Origin of the sequence: Tamilnaduibacter salinus (assembly GCF_003096655.1) — a bacterium.
Classification (GTDB): domain Bacteria; phylum Pseudomonadota; class Gammaproteobacteria; order Pseudomonadales; family Oleiphilaceae; genus Tamilnaduibacter; species Tamilnaduibacter salinus.
Genome location: NZ_QEKQ01000001.1, coordinates 1 through 22,723 on the forward strand (window position 1 = coordinate 1; position 22,723 = coordinate 22,723).

Here is a 22,723-nt window from a genome sequence, read left to right on the forward strand (position 1 = left end):
GCCTGCCGAATGGCAGGCGCAGGACGTCGGAGCAACGCGACGACGGGCCCGAAGGGCCGAGCGCCGAGAGGCGCGAGCAAAGTAGGTCATCGTCATGACCTGCTCCCCTCTGGCTTAACCGCTCCACGCTTAGTAATGTTCATTACAGAAGAGGACGATGAACATGAAAAAGCGATTCTCGGAAGAGCAGATTATCGGGATTCTCAAAGAAGCTGAAGCCGGGCTGACGGTCAAAGAACTGTGCCGCAAGCACAACATCTCTGATGCGACCTTCTATACCTGGCGTAAGAAGTACGGCGGACTGGAGGTGTCCGAGGCACGTCGGCTGAAGGCCATGGAGGACGAGAATGCCCGTTTGAAGAAATTGTTGGCCGAGTCAGCGCTGGATAACGAAGCCCTCAAGGCCGCGCTCAATCGAAAGTACTGACCGTCGAGAACAAGCGCGAGGCCGTGCGCGCGATGCAGCAGCGAACGTCGATTTCGCAACGCAGGGCCTGTTTCCTCGTCGGGTTATCCCGCGCCTCGTTTCACTATCGCTCCACGGTATCGCAGAGCGACGTGACGCTCTGCGAGCGTATCAGCGCACTGGCTTACGAACGGCGTCGATTCGGTTACCGCCGGGTCCATCAACTGCTTCGCCGGGAGGGCATTCACGTGAACCACAAAAAGGTTTATCGGCTGTACCGCGATGCAGGCCTGGCTGTACCCAAACGCAAGCGCCGCAAAGGCGTTGCGGTGGAGCGACAGCCTTTGGTTCTTCCCGAAGCGGCCAATCAAACCTGGTCGATGGATTTTGTCATGGATGCGCTGGCGAGTGGCCGGCGTATCAAATGCCTGACCATCGTTGATGACTTCACCAAGGAATGTCTCGACATTCCAGTGGCCAGCGGTATTTGCGGCGACCAGGTCGTTCGTACTCTGGAGGCCATTGCCGCGTTCAGGGGTTACCCTCAAGCGGTCAGAACCGATCAGGGACCGGAGTTTACAGGCAAGGCTCTGGATCGGTGGGCTTACGACAACGATGTTGAACTGAAGCTGATTCAGCCCGGTAAGCCCACTCAGAATGGCTACGTCGAAAGCTTTAACGGGAAATTCCGGGATGAGTGCCTGAACGAACACTGGTTCCGGGATCTGGCTCATGCCCGTCAGATCATTAGCCAGTGGCGGCGTGACTACAATGAACAGCGACCTCACTCGGCCTTGAACTACCAGACACCACTGGAGTTCGCTGCTGACTATCGCTGTGGGACGGATGGAACAACGCTAACCGACATTACTAAGCGGTGACTGGTTAAACAATTGGGGGCAGGTCAGCGGCGCCGTTGGGGGTTTTTTATTGGCTGCACGAAAGGGATGATCTACGGGGGTGTGAGCCCCGATGCCCGCCAGGGCAGCCAAAGCACCGCGTTGGCAGGGGCGAACGCCCGGGGCCTCTGCGCCCCGGGCCGGGTCATCGTCGTCGTGCGCAGCACGACCGGCCTGAACCGCCCGTCAGCCTCTGAATAACTGACCTAAGGCGACACATCGTTGCCGTGCAAGACACTGCCCCGATAACGGCCCATTAGTGGCCGCCAACGCGAACCTCCCCCTTCGGCCTCCACCGCCCCGATCCTGTATACTTTCATCAAATCCCAGAAAACGGCATGCGATGATCCGGACGGAAGCACAACGTCAGTTCTATTTAACGGCCATGGGTGTTCGCCCTTGGTATGTCCGGTCGTCTTTGCCTGGGGCAGCGACTTCCCGCGCGCTGGATTTCACCGAACCTGAAGCGGTTACCCCGGCCTCAGCGCCACCCAGTGGCACGGCCCCGTCGGCTCCTTCAACCAGCGACCGGCGTCGAGTCAATCGATTACGGGATATCCGTCAGACCATGAGTGCAGAGGCTGAGACGGTGGAAGAGCCTCGCGCGTCGGAGGCGACGGTCGAGCCGCCGGCGTCACCAGAGCCTGCGACCCGGTCGGATCATCCACAGCTGGAGGACATCACCTGCCGCCTTGGGTTCTGGTGGACGCCGACTTGGTGTCTGGTGAGCCTCCTGTCGGACGAAATCTCGGATGACCTGCAGTCCGGCCTTGCAAGGCGTATTCTCGCTGCTGTTGAGGACGATGCCCCGGAGGAACGGCTTCTGAGCTGGCCGCCATTCTCCAAACGCTCTGTGGTGCGCAGTGAGGGCGCCGAATTCCGGGCGTTGTTGGTATCCCTGTCCGATGCGGCCTGCCAAGGGCGCCGCCTGTTAGTGCTTGGGCTGGAGGAAGAACAAACCGCTCACGCCAACGCGATACGGGAGGTGTTAGTCCCAGAAGAAGCCGTGTCCGTGTCAGGGCCTGCGTTGTCAGAAATGGCCGCCAACCCGGAAGGAAAGCGGGCCCTCTGGCGGCGTTTGCGTGAGGTCTGCAGGGTGTCGGCATGAGTTCGGGAACGTCGGTCTATCAGGCAGTCGCGTCTGCCGGTGACCAGGTCCGGTCGCTATCGGATCAGGATTTGCCTGCCATGGTCGCGATCGAACGGGCCAGTTACCGCCGTCCCTGGGCCGAGTCCATTTTCCGGGATTGTTTTCGCCCGGACTACCAGTTGTGGGGTGTCGAGAGCGACGGGAGGCTGCGTGGATACGCTGTTGTGGCGTGTCTGTTCGACGAAGCCCATCTGCTCAACCTGTGTCTGCATCCGGACGACCGGCGCCGGGGAATCGGTCGCTGCCTGCTTCGCCATGCTATTAAGGCGGCATTTGATGCCGGTATGGCCCGGATGATTCTGGAAGTCCGTCGGTCGAATATTGGTGCCCAGCATCTCTACGAGTCGGAGGGGTTTCTCCGGATCGGTGAGCGCCCCGGGTACTACCCGGACGTTCCTGAGCGTGAAGACGCTGTGGTGCTCTCACTGGAGGCGCCCGGGAGTCGCGACCGGCGTTAGTGGGCGTCCGGTCCGGTGCGGATTGTTACCGGCGGGTCAATCGGTGAAAATGGGCGCCTTTTCGCATTCAACCGGCCGCCGGAGTCCGGTCGGCCGACGCCGAGACGGGAGTGTCATGTCCAACGAGCAGAATCGCGCGGAAGTGGATAAGCGCCGTACCTTTGCCATTATCTCGCACCCGGATGCGGGTAAGACGACGATTACCGAGAAAGTCCTGCTATATGGCGAGGCGATCCAGAAAGCCGGCACGATCAAGGGTAAGAAGTCCGGCCAGCATGCCAAGTCGGACTGGATGGAGATGGAAAAGCAACGCGGTATCTCCGTGACGACGTCGGTGATGCAGTTCCCGTATGGTGACAGCCTGGTGAATCTGCTGGATACGCCTGGTCACGCGGACTTCTCCGAAGACACCTACCGGACTCTGACGGCGGTGGACTCGTGCCTGATGGTGATCGACGCGGCGAAAGGCGTGGAGGAGCGAACCATCAAGCTGATGGATGTGACGCGACTGCGGGACACCCCGATCCTCACGTTCATGAACAAGCTGGATCGCGATGTCCGCGACCCGGTGGAGTTGATGGACGAGGTTGAAGAGGTGCTCAAAATCGCCTGTGCCCCGATCACCTGGCCCATCGGTATGGGGAAACAGTTCCAGGGGGTCTACCACCTCCTGCGTGACGAGGTCATTCTGTACCAGAGCGGGCAGGGGCATACGATTCAAGACACCCGCACCATTAAGGGACTGGATAATCCGGAGCTGGATGAGGCCATCGGCCACTACGCGCAGGACTTGCGTGAGGAGATTGAACTGGTTCAGGGGGCCTCCCACGAATTCGACCTCGACGCCTTCCTGAAAGGGGAGCTGACCCCCGTCTACTTTGGCACGGCGCTGGGCAACTTCGGTGTCGACCACATGCTGGATGGCCTGGTGGAGTGGGCGCCGACGCCGCAGCCGCGGGAAACCGACAAACGCCTTGTGGAGCCCACGGATGAGGGCTTCTCCGGATTTGTCTTCAAGATCCAGGCGAACATGGACCCCCAGCACCGCGACCGGGTGGCGTTTCTGCGTATCGTCTCCGGACGCTACCGTCAGGGCATGAAGGCTCGCCATGTGCGGATCGGCAAAGACGTTCGGTTCTCCGACGCCCTGACCTTTATGGCCGGGGACCGGGATCACGCCGAGGATGCCTGGCCGGGTGACATCATCGGCCTGCACAACCACGGCACCATTCAGCTTGGCGACACGTTTACCGCCGGCGAAGACATGAAGTTCACCGGCATTCCCAACTTCGCACCGGAGCTGTTCCGGCGTATTCAGCTCAAGGACCCGCTCAAGGCCAAGCAGCTGCATAAGGGCCTGATTCAGCTCTCCGAAGAGGGCGCGGTGCAGGTCTTCCGGCCTCTCAATAACAACGACTTGATCGTCGGCGCCGTCGGGGTTCTGCAGTTCGATGTGGTCGTCAGCCGTCTGAAAACCGAATACAAGGTGGATGCCGCTTACGAGCCAATCAATGTCGCGACGGCCCGCTGGATCCACTGCGACGATCCCAAGACGCTGGAGCAGTTCCAGAACAAGGCACAGGAGAACCTCGCCTGGGATGGCAGTGACCACCTGACCTACATTGCGCCGACCATGGTGAATCTTCAACTGGCCCAGGAGCGCCACCCGGACGTGACGTTCCGAAAAACACGGGAACACTAGGAGTCTGGGCACACCGTTACCGCGGAGGGGCCATGCTCACTGATGCCCATTGTCATTTCGACATGCCGGCTTTCGACGGTCGGCGCGAAGAGATTCTGGCCGAGTGCGAACGAGTGGGGGTTGGCCATCTGGTGATCCCCGGCGTGCGTGCCCCGGACTGGGGGCGGATCCGCCATCTGACGGTGACGGATGGGCGTCTTTCGCCGTGCTATGGCATTCACCCCTGGTTTGTCCGCGAGCATGGTCATGACGATCTGGATCGTCTCCGGGAGTGGCTGATCCGTGAGCGTCCGCTGGCTTTGGGGGAGTGTGGGCTGGATCGTCTCCACGGGGATCTCGACGAGCAGATGCCCTGGTTCGAGTCTCAGGTCTGCCTGGCTCAGGAATTGGACCTGCCGCTGGTCATACACTCGGTGCGGACTCATGATGAGGTTGGCGTCGTGCTTCGACGTCATCGTCCGGACATTCCCGTACTCGTTCATGGGTTTTCCGGCAGTCCCGAGCAGGCGCAATCCCTTGTGCAGTCCGGCGTCTGGCTGGGTATTGGCGGTGTCGTGACCTATGAGCGTGCCCGGAAAACCCGGCGGGCGGTGGCGACGGCCCCGCTTGAGGCGCTGGTGCTGGAGACGGATGCGCCCGACATGCCGCCCGCTGGCGTGGCGAAGGGCGGTAACCGACCAGACTATCTGCCTCGGGTGCTTGCGGCGTTGACAGAGTTGCGACCGGAGCCGGCGGATGTCATCTGCGAGCAGCTGGTCCATAACGTCGCTCGTCTCTATGGCTGGGAGTAACCGACGAGGGGCAGGACGGGGTTGGCATTGCAGGCCGCTTTCAGTATACTTCGCGCCCTGGCTTTTCAAGGCATCCCGCTGTCTCAGCCCCGAACAGCGTGAGGCCACCAAATCGGGAAAAGATCATCGCCACCGGTTAAACGGTATGGCGGCGGTCTTTAACGTTCGTTTATAGCGTTACAGGGCGGAATCCATGAAAACTCTGAGTGCGAAACCAGAAACCGTCACGCGTGACTGGTATGTTGTCGACGCAGCCGGCAAGACGCTGGGCCGTCTGTCAACTGAAATCGCCCGTCGTCTGCGGGGCAAGCACAAGCCGGAATTCACGCCGCATGTGGACACCGGTGATTACATCGTCGTTATCAATGCCGGTCAGGTTCGGGTTACGGGCAACAAGTCGACGGACAAGAACTACTACCACCACACCGGTTTTCCCGGCGGTATCCGCTCGATCAACTTTGAGGAGCTGATCGAGAAGGCTCCGGAGCGGGTAATTGAACATTCGGTGAAGGGCATGCTGCCGAAAGGCCGTCTGGGCCGTGCCATGCTCAAGAAGCTGAAAGTATACGGTGGCGCTGAGCATCCTCACGCGGCGCAGCAGCCCAAAGAACTGGACATCTGACGGAAGGCGATTATGTCTGTAGCACAAAATTACGGTACGGGCCGCCGCAAGAACTCCACGGCTCGGGTATTCATCAAGCCGGGTAGCGGCGAGATCACGATCAATGATCGGCCCATCGAAGATTTCTTCGGTCGCGACACGCTGCGGATGATTGTCCGTCAGCCGCTCGAGGTCACGGACTCGATGGACCGGTTTGATATTCGCATCACCGTCGAGGGTGGTGGCAGCAGCGGCCAGGCCGGCGCGATTCGTCACGGTCTGAGTCGCGCACTGATCGACTATGATGAAACGCTGCGTCCGCCGCTGCGTCAGGCAGGGTACGTCACGCGTGACGCTCGTGCCGTCGAGCGGAAAAAGATCGGTCTGCGCAAGGCGCGGAAGCGTCCGCAGTACTCCAAGCGTTAATCCGGATCTCAGGAACGCTGAAAGCCCGGCTACGGCCGGGTTTTTTTGTGTCTGTTGAAACGCCCGCGGGGCGCGCCCGATCGCGTCGGAGGTGCTCAGTGACGCCGGTTGCCGACTTGTAAGGTGCAGGCAATTTCATTACCATTTTCGCGTCTTTCTGTGGGTTGTGAAGTCCTTATTGATGTGTGGCGGCCCGCGTGCGTTGCCCCGCATTGCCTGATGGGAGAAAACCATAATGAATAATGGCGACGTGAACCGGAGCCGACGCCGTTTCCTGATCGGAGCGACCTCCGTGGTGGGCGGTGTGGGCGTTGTTGGCGCCGCTGTGCCGTTTGTGGCGTCCTGGAACCCCAGCGCCAAAGCGGAAGCAGCGGGGGCGCCGGTGTCGGTCAATATCAGTAAGCTTGAGCCGGGCCAGCAGATCACCGTCAGTTGGCGGGGGAAACCGGTCTGGGTCGTCAAGCGCACGGATGAAATGCTGGGCCACATCAAGGAGCTCAGCGATACCGTCAAGGACCCGGAATCGGTTGAGGGCGGAATGCAACCCGCCTATATTGAAGGACCGTTCCGTGCCGTGCGTCCGGAGATCGCCGTTCTGGTCGGCATTTGCACGCACCTTGGCTGTGTACCAAGCTATCGTCCGGAGATTGCCCCGGATGATCTGGGCGAGGACTGGATTGGCGGTTTCTTCTGCCCCTGTCACGGCTCACGCTATGATTTGGCGGGGCGGGTCTATCCCAGTCAGCCGGCGCCTTTGAATCTGGAGGTGCCTCCCCATCGTTTTGATGATGATGTGACTCTCACAGTCGGTCTGGATCCGGAGGCGGCATAATGCAAAAACTGATTCAGTGGATTGACGACCGACTGCCGATCGTCGAGGCGTACAACAAACACCTTGGCCAGTACTACGCGCCGAAGAACTTCAACATCTGGTATTTCTTCGGATCGTTGGCGATGCTGGTGCTTGTGAACCAGCTGGTGACCGGCATCTGGCTCACGATGAGCTACACGCCAACCGATGCGGGCGCCTTTGCGTCGGTCGAGTACATCATGCGTGATGTGGAGTGGGGCTGGCTGCTTCGCTACCTGCACTCCACCGGCGCGTCCGCCTTCTTCGTGGTGGTTTACCTCCACATGTTCCGTGGCCTGATGTATGGCTCCTACCAGAAGCCACGCGAGCTGATCTGGCTCTTCGGTATGCTGATCTACCTGATCCTCATGGCGGAAGCCTTTATGGGTTACCTGTTGCCGTGGGGGCAGATGTCCTACTGGGGGGCCCAGGTGATCGTCAACCTGTTCGGTGCGATCCCGGTCATCGGTGAAGAGCTCTCGCTGTGGATTCGTGGTGATTACCTCATCTCCGGTATCACGCTGAACCGCTTCTTTGCGCTTCATGTGATTGCGCTCCCGCTGGTGCTGATCGGTCTGGTGGTGCTGCATATCCTGGCGCTGCACGAAGTGGGTTCCAATAACCCCGACGGGATCGACATCAAGAAGAACAAGGATGAAAACGGTGTTCCGAAAGACGGTATCCCGTTCCATCCGTACTATACAGTCCACGACCTGATGGGCGTGGGGGTTTTCCTGTTTGTGTTCTCGATCGTGGTGTTCTTCTTCCCGGAAATGGGTGGTCTGTTCATTGAGAAGCCGAACTTTGAACCGTCCGACCCGCTGAAGACTCCGGAACACATTGCGCCCGTCTGGTACTTCACGCCGTTCTACGCCATGTTGCGTGCCGTGACGGTCGACTTCCTCGGACTGCCGGCGAAGTTCTGGGGGGTTGTTGTCATGGGCGGCGCCATTGCCATTCTCTTCGTTCTGCCATGGCTGGACCGGAGCCCGGTTCGCTCCATGCGTTACAAGGGCTGGCTGAGCAAGATTGCGCTGGCTGTACTGGCGATCAGCTTCATTATTCTCGGCTATCTCGGGATCAAGCCGGCGACGCCGACGCGTACCGCTGTGGCCCAGGTGTTGACCGTACTGTACTTCCTGTACTTCCTGCTGATGCCGTTCTATACGCGCCTGGAGAAAACAAAACCGGTTCCGGAAAGGGTGACAGGCTGATGAGAAAACTGATTGCTGGTCTTTTCATGATGTGCCTGCCGGCCCTCGGGCTGGCGGCTGGCGGCGGTGTGGCTCTGGATACAATGGAGCCAGATCACACCAATAAGGCATCGCTCCAGCGTGGGGCGGCCCTGTTCACAAACTACTGCATGGGCTGTCATTCCATGGAGTATGCCCGGTACAAGCGGGTGGCGGAGGATCTGGAGATCCCGCAGGAAATCTATGAAGAGAACCTGATCTTTACGGGCGCCAAGATTGGCGAACTGATGAAGATCGGCATGGATTCCGAGCAGGCGGCCAACTGGTTTGGTGCGGCGCCGCCGGACCTGACGCTGGAGACCCGCCTGCGTGGCGAGAGCTGGGTCTACTCCTACCTGCGGGGGTTCTATAAAGATGACAGTCGCCCGATGGGCGTCAACAACGTGGTGTTCCCGAACGTCGGGATGCCTCACGTACTGGTTGACCTTCAGGGGCTGTGTGCAGTCAAGCCCCACATTGGCAGTGAGTCCAGTGTGGATCCGCTCAGCGGTAATGAAGTGAACGGCTCGGTCTGCCCGGAGTGGGCCTCCGAAGGCACGATGACGCCGGCGGAGTTCGACAGCGCCATGTACGACCTGACCAACTTCATGTCCTACATGGGCGATCCGGTCAAGGTCGAGCGTGAGCGGCTGGGTGTCTACGTGCTGATCTTTATCGCGATCTTCTTCGTGTTCGCCTTCCTGCTCAATCGCGAGTACTGGAAAGACGTACACTGACAATTCAGGTATAATCCCCGCCGGGCATCAGTCCAGCAGACGGTCATCCGCCGTCTGCTGGACTTTTGCGTTTCGCCATTCCAAAAAAACGATTCGTATCCAAGTGTGGGGTAGCTCTATGGGCGTTGTGACCAGACGGTCCTCAATGACGTTTTTCTCGGACCCAGCCAGTCACTACAGTCACCGTGTCCGGATTGTACTGGCCGAGAAAGGGGTTACGGTCGATGTCATTGATGTGGACCCGGACCATCCCCCAGAGGAGTTGGCGGACCTCAATCCGTACAACGCTCTGCCCACGCTTGTTGACCGGGACCTGGTCCTCTACGAGCCGAATATCATGATGGAGTACCTGGATGAACGCTTTCCGCATCCACCGCTCCTTCCGGTTTACCCGGTGGCTCGCGCCAACAGCCGTCTGATGATGCACCGTATTCAGAAAGACTGGTGTGGCCTGGTTGACCAGATCCTGGCAAAGCCGAATGTCAAAGCCTCCGAAGCGGCTCGCAAGGAATTGCGTGAGAGTCTGCTGGCGACAGCGCCATTGTTCGGTCAAATGCCTTTCTTCCTGTCAGAAGAGTTCAGCATCGTGGACTGCTGCATGGCGCCGATCCTTTGGCGATTGCCGGCGTTGGGCATTGAGTTGCCTGAAAAGCAGGCCAAGCCGCTGTTGCAGTACATGGAGCGAATGTTCCAGCGTGAGGGATTCAAGGCCAGCCTATCGGAGACGGAACAGGATATCCGGGGCTGAGACGGTGACGACCGGTGCTGACGAGACAGAACATCGTCGCGCCTGATCGACGGAGTAATCATGTCCGAAGACGAGACGTCCAAGATGACATCGAGCCGGCCCTATCTGGTCCGGGCGTTCAACGAGTGGATTCTGGATAATGGCTGTACGCCCTACATCCTCGTGGATGCGGGGATTCAGGGGGTCCAGGTGCCGTCAGAGCATATTGCCAACGGCCAGATCGTTCTGAACATCAGCCCCTCGGCCGTAAAGGGTCTGATGATCGCTAACGAGGCCCTCGAATTCAGTGCCCGTTTCGGAGGCGTACCGATGCAGGTCTACGTACCGCTGATGGCAGTGCTAGCCATCTACGCCCGGGAGAACGGGCAGGGTATGGTGTTTGGCAACGAACCGGGGTCGCTGGATCACAACCCCGACGGTGGTCCGGACGGCGATGGCCCCGGTGGCGGCAAGCCGGAACGTCCCTCGGGGAAGCCCAGCCTGAAGGTCGTGAAGTAATTCGTGTCGGGGCGCTGGTTCAGCCCCCGAATAGCTTGTCGTCAACCAGGGCGCTGAGCGCATTGACGATCAGCAGGAAGAGAGTGGAGGCCTGCACTGGCGTGACGTCGGGCAGGGCGAGCGCGTGGTCTTCCTGTTGGAGAAGCGAGTGCGCGTCGGTCTTCTGCTGGGCGCTCAGGATCAGAACCCGCATGTCCCGGTCGTGGGCCGCCTGAATCGCCTGAATCAGGTTGGCCTTATGTCCGTCGTCCACAATGACCACCAGCAAATCCCCCTCCTTGCCCAGTGCGCGAACCTGCCTCGAAAAGGTTTCATTGAACCGATTGTCCCGGCAGATGGCCGAGTAGGTCGTGCCGTCTGCGCCCAGGTTCATCGCGGGAAGCGCCGGGCGGTCCTGATCGAACCGGTTCAGAAGGTTGGTGCTGAAGTACTGCGCGAGCGTGTTGGCGTTGCCATTGGCACACATCATGACCTTGCCGTCATTCAGTAGTGTTTCCACGATGCCATCGGCCGCTGTACTCATCTGCTCCGGCAACTCGCCCGCGACCTGCGCGGCGTTTTCCATATGCTCGGCAAAGAAGCTGCTGAGAAGGGGGGAATCTGCCATAGTCTGTGTTGTGTCCCGTCTGGCGAATTCGTTAATCGGTAACCTGAAAGGCGTTCTGTATCCATTGTGCCCGATAGCGGCGAATGCGGCCGGGCGTCATGGCCAGTACATCGAATCGACAGGGCGTGTCCCAAAGCCTGTGCCGCTGGAGAAACCAGGAAGCGGCCCGTATCAACCGCTGTTGCTTGCGCACCGTCACCGATTCCAGAGCGCCCTCCAGGCTCCCCTGTCCGCGGTAGCGGACTTCGACGAAAACGAGCTGTTTCTCATCGTAGCCGATAATGTCTACTTCGCCGCCACGGCAATGAAAATTCCGCGATACAATCCGCAGGCCGCGTCGTCTGAGATACCTCTCCGCCGCCTCCTCGGCGGCCTGTCCGGTTTGCCGACGCCCCTCCCTGGGCTGCTGAGTCATGGTGCTACTCCGTCTCCGACTCGGGTTCCGGCAGAGTCCGGGGGCGCCCGTCCTCGAAGATCGCCCATTGTTGGCGGCGCTGCACTCGTCCGTCCCGGTTCATCGTCAATGTGCCGGTCAGACCGCCGACCTGAGCCTCCGGCAGGTTGCGCAGCAGGTGCGCCTCCATGGCGAGGCGCCAGGCATCCGCGCCGAGTGCGAACAGGCGTCCCTGGCGACGAACGACCGACCGCAGGGCATCCGTTGCCTGGCTCTGGAATGCCGGAGGTGGATCGAGTACCCAGGGAATGTCGGTGAACAGGACCCCGTTGAGGTCGCTGTCGCGGTTGGCGTCCGGCTGACCGGCATAGACGGTGGAGGGCGCGTAGACCGGCAGGTCACCACCATAGTAGAAGGCGAAGGTCGGTTTGAGCTGACGGGCGGTGTCTGGCGAGGCCACCATCACGATCGCGTCAATGTCCTGGCGTCGCCTTGGTTCGAATTCAACGTTCATTCCGATGGTGCGCTCCACGGTAATCGCGCGATCCCGACTGACATCCACGCGGAATGCCTTCGCCACCACATCCTTCAGGCTCTCCCGGGGATCAAAGCGAACGATGTCCAGCAGCGTACCGTCGAGCGTCTGGATCCGATCGGACAGGGCGCGGGCGACCCGGTCTCCCCAGTCTCCCCAGGGGGTGAGTGCCACGGCCTGAGGGCGACCGTCCATAACCAGTCGTTCGGCAAGCTGCTGGGCTTCATCTTCGGCTGACAGGCCGAACTGATACAGGTTGGCCGGTCCCTTGGTCTTGCTTTCGCTGTAGTTCAGCGCCAGCACCGGCACCGGTAAATTCTCCTGTTGCGCCAGGGTGGTCACGGCGGGTTTGGAGAGGGGGCCAACGATCAGGTCGGCGTCGTTCTGGACCATTTCCTGATACAGGGCATCGAATTCCCGGTCTGCCGAGTCGTAGATGCGGATCGTTACGGACGCTTTTTCTTCGTCCGGGGTGGTATAAAAACGGGCCAGAAAGCCGTCCCGGACGGCCTGACCGGCTTCGGACAGGCGGCCCGATTGCGGGAGTGCCAGAGCAATGGACTCAGGACGCTCAGCCGAGAGAGTGACGATCAGTGACAACTCGCCCGGAAGTGTGTCTCGTGCGGGGTGGTCCGGCCAGTTGGTCTGCCAGTCCCGGACTGCCTGAGCCTGACCATCCAGACCCGTACCGGCATTCCGAAGGCGCAGGGCCAGCTCCAGCCACCCCTGTTGCAGGTTGCTGAGCGCGGTGGCGGATGCATCAGACAGCGATTCCGTCCGGCTGCGCTTGAGCAACTGCCAGATGGCATTATGCGACTGCTCGCCGCTCATCCGGGCGAGTGTCGCCGACGCAGCGATTCGTGTCTGGGCGGCCGCGACGTATAGACCGGCAAGCGATGCGGTGTCGGACTGGAGTCGGGCTGCTGCGGCCTGGCGGTCTGCTGGATAGCGAGTGAAATGGTCCGGTGCTAACGGCGCGGTGAGCGCGCGGGCCCATTGGCTGTCTTCCAGCGCTCTTGCGCTGCGCAAGGCCAGCAGGGTGCGCTGGTTCTGCACCGCCTCATTCGCGCGGTCAAACACGGTGCTGGTCAGGATGCGGCGGGCTTCTGAATGGCGGTTTGCGGACTGCAGCCGCGACACCTGTTCCAGCAGTGTCCGGAGAGCTTCTGGGGTGGCGCCGGCGTCTCTGGCGGACTCGAGCGCGCTGGCGGCTGTCAGCCTCTCCAGGCTGCGATCCTGGACCGACGCGCATCCCGAGAGGAGCATCAGAAGGCAAAGCAGGCCGGTCAGGGTCGTTGTGCGAAAGGTACGAACTGTCATGCGAGCACCGGTTGTATTGCGGATCTTCAGGAACCTGTGTTGGGCTCCCGGGCCGTCACGCCCCTGTCTTGTGCCGCTTGTAACCTGAAGCGACGCTGGGCATGATGCCAACGGACCGCCAGTCTACCAGTTTGCCGACGGCATCTCACCGGCGGGGTAGCGGCGCAAACCGGCGAATGAGGGCTTTGTAATGAGTCGTTTTGACGAGAAGGTTGACGGTGTGCTGTACATTGTCGCCACTCCGATCGGTAATCTGGAGGATCTTTCCCGCCGGGCTGTGGCCGTACTCTCTGGTGCGGATGTGATAGCGGCAGAGGACACGCGCCACACCCGTCGGCTGCTTGATGCTCTGGGTATTGATGTGCCGATGCTGTCGTTTCATGAGCACAATGAGCGGGAACGGCATGAAGCGATTCTGGATCGGGTGGCGGCGGGCGCGTCGGTAGCCCTTGTCTCTGATGCTGGAACGCCCCTTATTTCCGATCCCGGCTATGTTCTGGTTCGCGCGGCCAGGGCGCGTGGTGTGCGGGTCTGTCCGATTCCCGGCGCCTGTGCTGTCGTGGCGGCCCTGTCTGCGGCCGGTCTGCCGACCGATCGGTTTGCCTACGAGGGGTTCCTTCCGGGACGGCGCAAGGCGCGGGATGAGCGCCTGGCCGCCCTGCGTGACGAGCCCCGGACGCTGGTCTTTTATGAATCCCCTCATCGCATCGCGGGAACGCTGGATGCCATTGTTGAGCATGTCGGTCCGGAGCGGGAGCTGGTTGTGGCCCGGGAGCTGACGAAAGCTTTCGAGACCTTTTACCAGGGCACCGCGCAGGTTGTTCGCGACCAGATGTTGGCCGATGATCATGGCCACCGTGGAGAGTTTGTTCTGATGCTGGCGGGCCAGGTGCCATCGGAAGTGCCGGCGGGCCCGGGGCCAGACGCGGATCAGATGCTACGGGTACTGCTTCGGGATCTGCCGGTCAAAAAGGCGGCGCGGATCGCCTCCGAGCTCAGTGGCGTGCCCAAAAACCAGCTTTACCAGAGGGCGCTCGCCCTGAAATAACCCGATTCGGCGATGGCGCCCTCTCAAGAAACCGCTAATTTTGCTTGGTTCCTTGCGTCGCGCCGATGGACGTCGTATTGTCGCGCCTGAGCTCGCTGGGCAATCGCCGCTTTGCTGGCCCTCCGGGGTGGCCAAGGGGAGGAAAGTCCGGGCTCCATAGGGCAAGGTGCCAGGTAACGCCTGGGCGGCGCGAGCCGACGGAAAGTGCAGCAGAAAGGATACCGCCCGGTCACTGCGGTGATTGGGTAAGGGTGAAATGGTGCGGTAAGAGCGCACCGCGTGGCTGGCAACAGTCCACGGCGATGGCAAACCCCACCTGGAGCAAGACCAAATAGGAGTCCGACGGTGCGGCCCGCACTGGACTCGGGTAGGTCGCTTGAGGCCTGTGGTAACGCAGGTCCTAGATGAATGGTTGCCCCCGACAGAACCCGGCTTACAGGCGAGCTCATTCTTCCTTTCTTTTCTGTGACGCCCTCCTGATAGATCAAAAAAATCTGATGCTTGAGAGTATTTCTCGATAACCCTCGCACTTTATTGATTTGCGTCGGTTTATCGCCTTCCTGTTTGTGCGTTTTCTCGCCACCTTTCGTTAACTGCTTGTCATAAAAGGAAGTTTTGCCAGTGCGTCGCCATTGATTGCGCTTGCATTGGGGATAGTGCATTCCTATAGTGTGCAAAAGTGGTAAAAAGTGGTCAGAAGTGGTTTTTTGTGGTTTTTGAGGGCTGGAAGTGGGAGAATCTCCCGTTTTCGTCCCGTCATGATCAGGAGCGCTGCCCCGCAGCGGCATAACGAGTGCGGCTATGAGCAACTTTCTTGGCAGTCACGCCATCAACATGGATGCGAAGGGGCGCCTGGCGATCCCCACGCGCGTCCGTGAGGAGATGGATCGTGTCTGCGGGGGTCGCATCGTCCTGACGGCGAATGCCGATGAAGAGCGCTGCCTTCTGGTCTACCCGGAGCCGCAGTGGGAAGAGATCCGTCCTCAGATCGAGGCGCTGCCCAACATGAACCGCAAAGCCAAGCGCCTGCAGCGCAAAATGCTCGGTCATGCCACGCCACTGGAGCTGGATGGTGCCGGGCGGATTCTGGTGCCCGGGACACTGCGCAGCTACGCCGGGTTGGAAAAGAAGCTCATGCTTGTCGGGCAGGGCAAGAAGCTGGAGCTCTGGAGCGAGGAACGCTGGTTCGCCTGGCTGGATGATGAAGACGACGGTGATGAGATGCCGCCCGAAATGGAGTCACTGTCGCTATGACCGGGCATGGCCACGCATCGGTCCTGCTCGACCAGGCCGTGGCCGATCTGGTGACCCGGTCGGATGGCCTCTATGTCGATGGCACGTTCGGTCGCGGAGGGCACAGTCGGTTGATTCTGGAACGACTGTCACCGGAAGGGCGCCTCATCGGGATTGATAAGGACCCGGAAGCGATTCGGGTTGGCACGGCGCTGGCCTCGGAGGATCGCCGTTTCCGGATCTGCCACGGCAGCTTTGCCGAACTGGCGGCCCTGTTGGGAGATAGTGACGAGAGCGGCGTGGACGGCGTCCTCCTCGATCTCGGGGTGTCGTCACCGCAACTGGACGACCCCAATAGGGGGTTCAGTTTCATGCACGACGGTCCGCTCGACATGCGCATGAATCCGCAGCGGTCGCCCAGCGCGGCTGAGTGGCTGAACAGCGCGGGTGAGAAGGAGATCGCGGACGTGCTCTGGCAGCTGGGTGAGGAGCGATTCTCCCGTCGGATCGCGAGGGCCGTTGTTGCGCAGCGCCAGGAAGCACCGCTGGCCACCACCCGGGAGCTGGCGGAACTGGTGGCCAAAGCCGTTCCCAAAAAGGAAAAACACAAGCATCCGGCCACGCGGACGTTCCAGGCGGTGCGGGTCTTTATCAATCGCGAGCTGGACGATCTGGATGCCGGGCTGGAGGCGGCCGCTGAGGTCCTGCGCCCGGGCGGGCGCCTGGTTGTGATCAGTTTCCACTCGCTGGAAGACCGGCGGGTGAAACGTTTTATGCGGGACCGTGTGCGCGGTCCCCAGCTGCCGCGCGGGTTGCCCGTGACGGCTGACCAGACAGAAACGCCCTTCCGGCTGGTCGGCAAGGCCGCCCGGCCGGGGGAAGCCGAAGTGGCCGATAATGCACGGGCTCGAAGTGCGGTCATGCGCGTCATGGAACGCAAGCCGAGTCACTGGGGGGATGCCGAGTCATGAGTGCTGTCACGATTGAGAAAACCGCCCAGGGCCGGACGCGGCCGGCGGATCAGGTCCGCGTTGGAGTCAGTCGCGCTCTTCGGCTGTCTAAGCAGGTGTTCCGTTCACTGGCACAGCGCCAGGTTCTGATTACCGCGGGCCTGGCGATCTGTCTGCTCGTCTCAGCGACCGCTGTGGTATTCAGCTCTCACCAGAACCGGGTGCTGTTCAGCGAGCTGGCGAGTCTCCAGGAGCAGCGGGATGCCTACCAGAGAGAGTGGAGTCAGCTCCTGCTGGAACAGAGTGCCCTGAGTTCGCACAGCCGGGTTGAGCGGCGTGCGGTGGACACACTGAATATGACGGTGCCGGACCGCGACGATGTGGTTCTCGTGCCGTCCCATTGATGGCGCTGCTCCCGTGAGCTGGCGCCCATCCGGAGAGGTTGTGACGTGGTGGAGTCGACCCGGAAATGGACATTGATGACGATGATGCGGCGCCTGGTTTCTGCCTGGCGCTTTGTCTTCGTTGTGAGTGTGTTTCTGGCCGCTGGTGTCACCCTGGGGTGGCGCCTGGTGGATCTTCACGTTGTTGATCAGGCCTTTCTGAATCAGCAGGGCGAGGTGCGCAGCACGCGAATCGATCCCGTCGAAGCCCATCGCGGTATGCTGACCGATCGCAAAGGACAGCCCCTTGCCGTCAGTACACCGGTGGAAACCATCTGGGCCAATCCCCGTGACATCGATGCGGACGACCCTCGCATCGCCCGCGTTGCCCGTGTTCTGGACATCAGCGAAGCCGATCTGCGCCGTCGTTTGCGCACGCACCAGAACCGCCAGTTCATCTATGTGCGCCGCAAGGTTCAGCCGGAACTGGCGGATGCCGTCATGGCCCAGGACGTGCCGGGATTCCACACCCGCCGGGACTACCGGCGCTATTACCCGACCGGTGAGGTGTCGGCCCACCTGACTGGTTTCACCAACATCGACGAGCAGGGGCAGGAAGGCATCGAGCTGACCTACAACGATTGGCTGAGTGGTCAGGCTGGCGCCAAGCGCGTGGTTCAGGACAACCGTGGCCGTGTGATCAAGGATCTCAGTCTGGTTCGTGAGGCAAAGCCGGGCAAGGACCTGGCTCTGAGCATCGATCTGAGACTCCAGTACCTGGCCTACCGGGAGCTGAAAGCCGTCGTCCAGGCGCACGATGCCCGTAGCGGAACACTCGTCATGCTCGATGTGGATACCGGGGAAGTGTTGGCCATGGTGAACCAGCCTTCCTTCAATCCGAATGACCGGAGTCAGCTTGACCCCAGGCGATTACGGAACCGGGCCATCACCGACCTGTTCGAGCCCGGGTCGACCATGAAGCCCTTCAGTGCAACGGCCGCGCTGGAGACAGGGGCATTCACGCCCCGGACCCGGGTGGAGACCTCCCCGGGTTATCTGCGTTTCGGGCAGTACACCATCCGGGACACGCGAAACCACGGCGAGCTCAGCCTCAGCGAAGTGATCTCCGAATCCTCGAACGTCGGCATGAGCAAAGTGGCCGGGGAAATTGGCGGTAACACGATTCGTAACCTCTACTACCGGGTTGGCTTCGGGCAGGCCACGGGCGTGGGCTTCCCCGGCGAGGCGGTGGGGGTTCTCCCGGCGCCTCCTGAATGGCGACCGGTGGAAGTGGCAACCCTCTCCTACGGCTATGGCATGAGCGTCAATGCCCTGCAACTGGCGCAGGCTTATATGGTGCTGGCGAACGGCGGAGTGCGGTACCCCATCAGCCTCCTGAAGCAGGATGAGGCCCCGGAAGGCGAGCGAGTGATCCCCGAAGCGGTGTCCCGCCAGGTCCGGGGAATGCTCCGGAAAGTGGTGGAAGAGGGTACGGGCCGGCGCGGCGCGCCTGCGATCTACGACGCGGGCGGGAAAACCGGCACGGTGCATCTGGTCGGCGCCGGTGGGTACCAGAAGAGTCAGTACAAGGCGATCTTCGCCGGCGTTGCACCGGCGGATAATCCGCGGGTGGCCTGTGTGGTGGCGGTCGACGCGCCCAGTAACGGGGAATACTACGGCGGCGAAGTGGCGGCCCCGGTTTTCGCCCGGGTGGTCAACGACGCGCTGCGGCTGATGAACGCCCGTCCGGACATCGACGGTACGAGCGTGGCGCAGTCCCCGGTCGATGATGGGGAAAGGGGGTAACCATGTACCTGGCATCCCTTAGTGAGCTGCTTCATCCGGTTGTCGACGTTCCGTCGGTTTTTGACGTCACCGTGCACGGACTGACGTCCGACAGCCGTGACGTGCAGCCGGGCGATGCGTTCGTCGCTCTGCCGGGCGCTCGCACGTCGGCGGATCAGTACATGGACGATGCCATTCACCGGGGCGCCGTGGCGGTCCTGCTCGCCGGGGGAAACGCCGGTCGATGTCGCGAGCATCACGGTGCCCTGGTGGTGGACATACCCGACCTGCGCCGGCATCTCGGCTGGATCGCTGACCGTTTCTTTCAGTCACCATCCAGGGCACTGGATGTGATTGGCGTGACCGGCACGAATGGCAAGACCTCTGTCACGCACTACATCAGCCAGCTGCTGAGTCATGCCGGTCATGACTGCGGCGTGGTGGGCACTCTCGGCTACGGTATGCCCGGCCACCTGAAGCCGGCGACGCACACGACGCCAGATGTGATCCGGATCAATGAGGCTCTGGACGGCATTCGTGAGCGCGGTGGCAAGGCCGCTGCGATGGAAGTGTCCTCACACGCGCTGGATCAGGGTCGGGTGAATAACCTCACGATCCGGGGGGCGGTATTAACGAACCTGAGCCGGGATCATCTTGATTATCACGGCAGCATGGAAGCCTATGGCGAAGCCAAGGCTCTGTTGTTCCATCGCGAAAGTGTGGACTTCGCGGTTCTGAATTTCGACGACCCCTTTGGTCGTCAGCTCTACAGCCAGCTCGACGGCCAGTGTGACCGGGTTCGATACACCCTGCACGAGCCTCAGACCGAACTCTGGCTGACACGTTATGCGGCTCATATTGATGGCTTTGAGGCGCAGCTGGATGGCGATTGGGGCGCGTTCGAGCTCACGGTGCCACTAATGGGACGCTTTAACGTCAGCAATGCTCTGGCCGCGGTCGCGACAGCGCTGAGTCTGGGGCTTTCCGTGGACGCCGTGCGCACCGCAGCAGCCCGGCTCGTGGCGCCGCCAGGTCGGCTCGAGTCATTTGCCGGTGCCTCCGGTGTGCGGGTCGTTGTGGATTACGCCCACACGGCGGACGCCCTGCGCAACGCGCTCGAGGCCTTGCGGGATCACGTCGAGGGAACGCTCTGGTGCGTGTTTGGCTGTGGCGGCGACCGGGATGCTGGCAAGCGCCCGGACATGGCCCGTGAGGCCGAAGCCGTGGCGGACCGCGTGCTGGTCACCGATGACAATCCGCGAAATGAAGATCCGGAGGCGATCACCAACGACATTCTGGCCGGGTTCGGGAATCCGGCCGCAGTCACCGTGATTCACGACCGCGAGGCGGCGATCCGTGACGCCGTCATGAATGCACAACCCGGTGATGTGGTGCTGGTGGCCGGGAAAGGCCATGAAACCACCCAGGAAGTGGCGGGTGAACACCGGTATTTCAGCGATGCCAGCGTGGTGCGGCAGGTCCTGGTCGACCGGGAGGGTGCGGCATGATTCGACCATTTTCACTGAGCGAGGCCGCAACGATGATTGGTGCCCAGCCCCCGGAGCAGTCTGGGACGTTCAGCGAGGTGTCAATCGATACTCGGACGCTCAGCCCGGGCGCTCTATTCATCGCCCTGCGGGGGGAGCGCTTTGACGGGCATGATTTTCTGAGTGAGGCAGCCCGTCTTGGGGCGGTGGCTGCGGTCGTCGACACGGAGCAGCCTGGGGCAGAGCTCCCACAGTTGGTTGTGGAAGATACTGTGACCGCGTTAGGCCAGCTCGGACGGGGGAATCGGTCACTGTGCGAGGCCGGTGTGGCTGCAATTACCGGCAGCAGCGGAAAGACAACCGTCAAGGAAATGCTGGCGGGTATGTGTCTACGGTCTGGTCCGACCCTTGCCACGGAAGGCAATCGAAATAATCACATTGGGGTCCCCCTGACTCTGTTTCGGCTCTGTGAGGAGCACCAGTACGCCGTGATCGAGCTGGGTGCGAGTGGGGTTGGCGAAATCAGCGACACAGTCAATCTGGTTCAACCGACTGTCGCGCTGATTACCATCGCAGGCGACGCCCATCTGGAAGGGTTCGGCTCGTACGAAAACATTGTCCTTGGCAAGGGCGAGATCATCGACGGCGTACCAGAAAACGGCACCGTCGTGCTCAACGCGGATGACCCTGCCTGCGAGCAGTGGCGGGATCGCGCCGGACATCGCCGTGTATGGACGGTCAGTGTCGACGCGGGGCGATCGGCCGATTTCCGGCTTGTGTCTGTGGCAGCCCTCGCTGATGGGGAATCATTGACGGTCTGCGATCCGGAGGGTCGTGCGGTCTCTCTTACGCTTCGGCTGCCGGGAGCCCACAACCGGACCAATGCCATGCTGGCGCTCGCGGCGGCACGGGCGCTGGGGGTGGACGACGATGCGATTGACGATGGGCTGGCCTCGGTCGGACCGGTCGAGGGGCGTTTGCAGGTTCACCCATTGGGTGCTGGTCGCGAGCTGATTGATGACAGCTACAACGCCAACCCCGGTTCGTTATCCGCGGCGCTGACGTTGCTCTCGGACAAACCGGGCCGGCGGGTTGCCGTGCTTGGCACCATGGCCGAGCTGGGCCCCGACGCCGCGAGACTCCATGAGCAGGCGGGCCAGGAAGCCCGTCTGGCCGGTGTCGATCGTCTGCTGGCGCTGGGCCCGAATGCCGAGGACTACTGCCGGGGGTTTGGCGAGGGAAGCCGTGTCTGCTCCGGCCACGACGAGGCCATCCGTGAGGTGCTGCCGGAGCTGGCGGCTGCCGTCACGGTATTGGTCAAGGGTTCACGCAGTTCTGCCATGGAAACCGTGGCCAGAGCGATAAAAACGAAGGTGCAGGACGAATGCTGCTCTGGCTGACGGAAGTACTGACGCCATATTTCACCGACCTGGCCGTGTTCCAGTATCTGACGCTGCGCGGCATTCTCGGGGTGCTGACGGCACTGTTGCTGTCACTGCTGATTGGCCCCTGGATGATCCGCAAGCTGGGCCAATACCAGATCGGTCAGGCGGTTCGTGACGATGGCCCTGACACGCACCTGAGCAAGGCCGGTACGCCGACAATGGGTGGGGCACTGATACTGGTGTCGATTGCCATCAGTACGTTGCTCTGGGCGGATCTGGGGAATCGCTACGTCTGGGTCACCATTCTGGTCACGGTGGGTTTCGGCGCGATTGGCTGGATTGATGACTATCGCAAGGTCGTTGAGCGCAACCCGCGGGGTCTGCCCGCCAAATGGAAGTATTTCTGGCAGTCCGTCATTGGGGCTGTGGCCGCGGTGGCGTTGTTCTACTCATCGTCGTTGCCGCAGGAAACCTCCCTGTTCGTGCCGTTCTTCAAGAGCGTGAGTCTGGATATGGGACCGGTGGTATTCATCCTGCTGACCTACTTCGTGATCGTGGGCAGCAGCAACGCGGTGAATCTCACGGACGGTCTGGACGGACTGGCCATTATGCCCACCGTCATGGTCGGGGCGGCGCTGGGGATATTCGCGTACGTATCCGGGCACGCCCAGTTTGCCGAATACCTGTTGATTCCCCAGCTGCCGGGTAGCGGCGAGTTGATCATCTTCTGCGGCTCGCTGGTGGGGGCCGGCCTTGGGTTTCTGTGGTTTAACACCTATCCGGCCCAGGTGTTTATGGGCGATGTGGGGGCGCTTGCGTTGGGCGCGGCGCTGGGCGTGGTCGCCGTCATCGTCCGGCAGGAGATTGTGCTGTTCATCATGGGTGGCGTGTTCGTGATGGAAACCGTGTCGGTCATGTTGCAGGTCATGTCCTATCGACTCACAGGCCGGCGGATTTTCCGCATGGCGCCGCTGCATCATCACTTTGAACTCAAGGGGTGGCCGGAGCCGCGCGTGATTGTGCGCTTCTGGGTCATCACCGTGGTGCTGGTCCTGATCGGACTGGCGTCACTGAAGATTCGCTAGGTGGAACGGACGC

23 protein-coding genes and 1 other RNA gene are annotated in these 22,723 nt (G+C 61.3%); 21 read left to right on the forward strand and 3 right to left on the reverse strand.

Going from position 1 to position 22,723, the window contains the following annotated elements; translation table 11 throughout:
• Positions 1 to 163: 163 nt before the first annotated feature.
• The 12 genes from C8D92_RS00005 to C8D92_RS00060 all read left to right on the forward strand — a co-directional run bounded on the left by C8D92_RS00005 (position 164) and on the right by C8D92_RS00060 (position 10,498).
• Positions 164 to 1,287, forward strand: a protein-coding gene (locus C8D92_RS00005) for an IS3 family transposase (protein ID WP_116918334.1) whose coding sequence is annotated in 2 segments (ribosomal slippage) — positions 164 to 422 and positions 422 to 1,287 — 1,125 coding nt in all. Because the reading frame shifts where the segments join, the coding sequence is not laid out codon by codon here.
• A gap of 586 nt (positions 1,288 to 1,873) precedes the next feature.
• Positions 1,874 to 2,413: a hypothetical protein gene (locus tag C8D92_RS00010; protein WP_116918096.1), complete on the forward strand. Its 540-nt coding sequence runs from the start codon at positions 1,874 to 1,876 to the stop codon at positions 2,411 to 2,413.
• Entirely contained in the window at positions 2,410 to 2,913 is a 504-nt protein-coding gene (gene rimI / locus C8D92_RS00015) for a ribosomal protein S18-alanine N-acetyltransferase (protein ID WP_116918097.1), read from the forward strand. The genes C8D92_RS00010 and rimI overlap by 4 nt, the downstream gene beginning before the upstream one ends.
• Before the next feature lie 115 nt (positions 2,914 to 3,028).
• Positions 3,029 to 4,615, forward strand: a complete 1,587-nt coding sequence (gene prfC / locus C8D92_RS00020) for a peptide chain release factor 3 (RefSeq protein ID WP_095610952.1) — start codon at positions 3,029 to 3,031, stop codon at positions 4,613 to 4,615.
• Positions 4,616 to 4,647: 32 nt separating this feature from the next.
• Positions 4,648 to 5,406 carry a TatD family hydrolase gene (locus tag C8D92_RS00025; RefSeq protein ID WP_095610951.1) on the forward strand — a complete coding sequence of 253 codons (759 nt, stop codon included), beginning with the start codon at positions 4,648 to 4,650 and terminating at the stop codon, positions 5,404 to 5,406.
• A 193-nt stretch (positions 5,407 to 5,599) separates the two neighbouring features.
• Positions 5,600 to 6,028: a 50S ribosomal protein L13 gene (gene rplM / locus C8D92_RS00030; RefSeq protein ID WP_095610950.1), complete on the forward strand. Its 429-nt coding sequence runs from the start codon at positions 5,600 to 5,602 to the stop codon at positions 6,026 to 6,028.
• Positions 6,029 to 6,040: 12 nt separating this feature from the next.
• A complete protein-coding gene (rpsI, locus tag C8D92_RS00035; RefSeq protein ID WP_095610949.1) occupies positions 6,041 to 6,433 on the forward strand; it encodes a 30S ribosomal protein S9 in 393 nt (130 codons plus the stop codon).
• A 235-nt stretch (positions 6,434 to 6,668) separates the two neighbouring features.
• On the forward strand, positions 6,669 to 7,265 hold the full coding sequence (gene petA / locus C8D92_RS00040; protein ID WP_095610948.1) for a ubiquinol-cytochrome c reductase iron-sulfur subunit: 597 nt from the start codon (positions 6,669 to 6,671) through the stop codon (positions 7,263 to 7,265).
• Entirely contained in the window at positions 7,265 to 8,497 is a 1,233-nt protein-coding gene (locus tag C8D92_RS00045) for a cytochrome b (RefSeq protein ID WP_095610947.1), read from the forward strand. Before petA ends, C8D92_RS00045 begins: the two co-directional genes overlap by 1 nt.
• Positions 8,497 to 9,252 carry a cytochrome c1 gene (locus tag C8D92_RS00050; protein ID WP_116918098.1) on the forward strand — a complete coding sequence of 252 codons (756 nt, stop codon included), beginning with the start codon at positions 8,497 to 8,499 and terminating at the stop codon, positions 9,250 to 9,252. Before C8D92_RS00045 ends, C8D92_RS00050 begins: the two co-directional genes overlap by 1 nt.
• A gap of 118 nt (positions 9,253 to 9,370) precedes the next feature.
• Entirely contained in the window at positions 9,371 to 10,000 is a 630-nt protein-coding gene (locus tag C8D92_RS00055; RefSeq protein ID WP_116918099.1) for a glutathione S-transferase N-terminal domain-containing protein, read from the forward strand.
• An 84-nt stretch (positions 10,001 to 10,084) separates the two neighbouring features.
• Positions 10,085 to 10,498 (forward strand): ClpXP protease specificity-enhancing factor, encoded by a 414-nt coding sequence (locus C8D92_RS00060; RefSeq protein WP_095610958.1) that lies wholly within the window; start codon positions 10,085 to 10,087, stop codon positions 10,496 to 10,498.
• Between the two features lie 19 nt (positions 10,499 to 10,517).
• On the opposite strand, the gene C8D92_RS00065 is transcribed toward C8D92_RS00060, so the two are convergent.
• From C8D92_RS00065 to C8D92_RS00075, 3 genes are read right to left on the reverse strand one after another with little or no spacing between them, the layout of a single operon-like run.
• Positions 10,518 to 11,105, reverse strand: coding sequence for a D-sedoheptulose-7-phosphate isomerase (locus tag C8D92_RS00065; protein WP_116918100.1), 588 nt, complete (start codon positions 11,103 to 11,105; stop codon positions 10,518 to 10,520).
• A gap of 31 nt (positions 11,106 to 11,136) precedes the next feature.
• Positions 11,137 to 11,520 (reverse strand): YraN family protein, encoded by a 384-nt coding sequence (locus C8D92_RS00070; protein ID WP_095610943.1) that lies wholly within the window; start codon positions 11,518 to 11,520, stop codon positions 11,137 to 11,139.
• Positions 11,521 to 11,524: 4 nt separating this feature from the next.
• The gene (locus C8D92_RS00075) at positions 11,525 to 13,354 is read right to left on the reverse strand and encodes a penicillin-binding protein activator (RefSeq protein WP_116918101.1); all 1,830 of its coding nucleotides are present in this window, start codon (positions 13,352 to 13,354) and stop codon (positions 11,525 to 11,527) included.
• A 190-nt stretch (positions 13,355 to 13,544) separates the two neighbouring features.
• Here C8D92_RS00075 and rsmI point away from each other — a divergent pair, with 190 nt between their 5' ends.
• The 9 genes from rsmI to mraY all read left to right on the forward strand — a co-directional run bounded on the left by rsmI (position 13,545) and on the right by mraY (position 22,710).
• Positions 13,545 to 14,402: a 16S rRNA (cytidine(1402)-2'-O)-methyltransferase gene (gene rsmI / locus C8D92_RS00080; protein ID WP_116918102.1), complete on the forward strand. Its 858-nt coding sequence runs from the start codon at positions 13,545 to 13,547 to the stop codon at positions 14,400 to 14,402.
• 87 nt (positions 14,403 to 14,489) lie between these two features.
• Positions 14,490 to 14,854, forward strand: an RNA gene (gene rnpB / locus C8D92_RS00085) — RNase P RNA component class A.
• A gap of 349 nt (positions 14,855 to 15,203) precedes the next feature.
• On the forward strand, positions 15,204 to 15,656 hold the full coding sequence (mraZ, locus tag C8D92_RS00090) for a division/cell wall cluster transcriptional repressor MraZ (RefSeq protein ID WP_095610940.1): 453 nt from the start codon (positions 15,204 to 15,206) through the stop codon (positions 15,654 to 15,656).
• A complete protein-coding gene (gene rsmH, locus C8D92_RS00095; protein WP_116918103.1) occupies positions 15,653 to 16,606 on the forward strand; it encodes a 16S rRNA (cytosine(1402)-N(4))-methyltransferase RsmH in 954 nt (317 codons plus the stop codon). Before mraZ ends, rsmH begins: the two co-directional genes overlap by 4 nt.
• Positions 16,603 to 16,989, forward strand: coding sequence for a cell division protein FtsL (gene ftsL, locus C8D92_RS00100; protein WP_095610938.1), 387 nt, complete (start codon positions 16,603 to 16,605; stop codon positions 16,987 to 16,989). The genes rsmH and ftsL overlap by 4 nt, the downstream gene beginning before the upstream one ends.
• A gap of 75 nt (positions 16,990 to 17,064) precedes the next feature.
• A complete protein-coding gene (locus tag C8D92_RS00105) occupies positions 17,065 to 18,774 on the forward strand; it encodes a peptidoglycan D,D-transpeptidase FtsI family protein (protein WP_116918104.1) in 1,710 nt (569 codons plus the stop codon).
• Between the two features lie 2 nt (positions 18,775 to 18,776).
• Positions 18,777 to 20,261, forward strand: coding sequence for a UDP-N-acetylmuramoyl-L-alanyl-D-glutamate--2,6-diaminopimelate ligase (locus C8D92_RS00110; RefSeq protein WP_095610936.1), 1,485 nt, complete (start codon positions 18,777 to 18,779; stop codon positions 20,259 to 20,261).
• Complete coding sequence (locus C8D92_RS00115) at positions 20,258 to 21,640, forward strand: UDP-N-acetylmuramoyl-tripeptide--D-alanyl-D-alanine ligase (RefSeq protein ID WP_116918105.1); 1,383 nt, start codon at positions 20,258 to 20,260, stop codon at positions 21,638 to 21,640. Before C8D92_RS00110 ends, C8D92_RS00115 begins: the two co-directional genes overlap by 4 nt.
• The gene (gene mraY, locus C8D92_RS00120; protein ID WP_095610934.1) at positions 21,625 to 22,710 is read left to right on the forward strand and encodes a phospho-N-acetylmuramoyl-pentapeptide-transferase; all 1,086 of its coding nucleotides are present in this window, start codon (positions 21,625 to 21,627) and stop codon (positions 22,708 to 22,710) included. The genes C8D92_RS00115 and mraY overlap by 16 nt, the downstream gene beginning before the upstream one ends.
• The last annotated feature ends 13 nt before the right edge of the window (positions 22,711 to 22,723 follow it).

Excerpts from the sequence above, each read along its gene's own strand:
- C8D92_RS00010 (WP_116918096.1), top strand. The coding sequence starts at position 1,874 with ATGAGTGCAGAGGCTGAGACGGTGGAAGAGCCTCGCGCGTCGGAGGCG.
- rimI (WP_116918097.1), top strand. The coding sequence starts at position 2,410 with ATGAGTTCGGGAACGTCGGTCTATCAGGCAGTCGCGTCTGCCGGTGAC.
- prfC (WP_095610952.1), top strand. The coding sequence starts at position 3,029 with ATGTCCAACGAGCAGAATCGCGCGGAAGTGGATAAGCGCCGTACCTTT.
- C8D92_RS00025 (WP_095610951.1), top strand. The coding sequence starts at position 4,648 with ATGCTCACTGATGCCCATTGTCATTTCGACATGCCGGCTTTCGACGGT.
- rplM (WP_095610950.1), top strand. The coding sequence starts at position 5,600 with ATGAAAACTCTGAGTGCGAAACCAGAAACCGTCACGCGTGACTGGTAT.
- rpsI (WP_095610949.1), top strand. The coding sequence starts at position 6,041 with ATGTCTGTAGCACAAAATTACGGTACGGGCCGCCGCAAGAACTCCACG.
- petA (WP_095610948.1), top strand. The coding sequence starts at position 6,669 with ATGAATAATGGCGACGTGAACCGGAGCCGACGCCGTTTCCTGATCGGA.
- C8D92_RS00045 (WP_095610947.1), top strand. The coding sequence starts at position 7,265 with ATGCAAAAACTGATTCAGTGGATTGACGACCGACTGCCGATCGTCGAG.
- C8D92_RS00050 (WP_116918098.1), top strand. The coding sequence starts at position 8,497 with ATGAGAAAACTGATTGCTGGTCTTTTCATGATGTGCCTGCCGGCCCTC.
- C8D92_RS00055 (WP_116918099.1), top strand. The coding sequence starts at position 9,371 with ATGGGCGTTGTGACCAGACGGTCCTCAATGACGTTTTTCTCGGACCCA.
- C8D92_RS00060 (WP_095610958.1), top strand. The coding sequence starts at position 10,085 with ATGACATCGAGCCGGCCCTATCTGGTCCGGGCGTTCAACGAGTGGATT.
- C8D92_RS00065 (WP_116918100.1), bottom strand. The coding sequence starts at position 11,105 with ATGGCAGATTCCCCCCTTCTCAGCAGCTTCTTTGCCGAGCATATGGAA.
- C8D92_RS00070 (WP_095610943.1), bottom strand. The coding sequence starts at position 11,520 with ATGACTCAGCAGCCCAGGGAGGGGCGTCGGCAAACCGGACAGGCCGCC.
- C8D92_RS00075 (WP_116918101.1), bottom strand. The coding sequence starts at position 13,354 with ATGACAGTTCGTACCTTTCGCACAACGACCCTGACCGGCCTGCTTTGC.
- rsmI (WP_116918102.1), top strand. The coding sequence starts at position 13,545 with ATGAGTCGTTTTGACGAGAAGGTTGACGGTGTGCTGTACATTGTCGCC.
- mraZ (WP_095610940.1), top strand. The coding sequence starts at position 15,204 with ATGAGCAACTTTCTTGGCAGTCACGCCATCAACATGGATGCGAAGGGG.
- rsmH (WP_116918103.1), top strand. The coding sequence starts at position 15,653 with ATGACCGGGCATGGCCACGCATCGGTCCTGCTCGACCAGGCCGTGGCC.
- ftsL (WP_095610938.1), top strand. The coding sequence starts at position 16,603 with ATGAGTGCTGTCACGATTGAGAAAACCGCCCAGGGCCGGACGCGGCCG.
- C8D92_RS00105 (WP_116918104.1), top strand. The coding sequence starts at position 17,065 with ATGACGATGATGCGGCGCCTGGTTTCTGCCTGGCGCTTTGTCTTCGTT.
- C8D92_RS00110 (WP_095610936.1), top strand. The coding sequence starts at position 18,777 with ATGTACCTGGCATCCCTTAGTGAGCTGCTTCATCCGGTTGTCGACGTT.
- C8D92_RS00115 (WP_116918105.1), top strand. The coding sequence starts at position 20,258 with ATGATTCGACCATTTTCACTGAGCGAGGCCGCAACGATGATTGGTGCC.
- mraY (WP_095610934.1), top strand. The coding sequence starts at position 21,625 with ATGCTGCTCTGGCTGACGGAAGTACTGACGCCATATTTCACCGACCTG.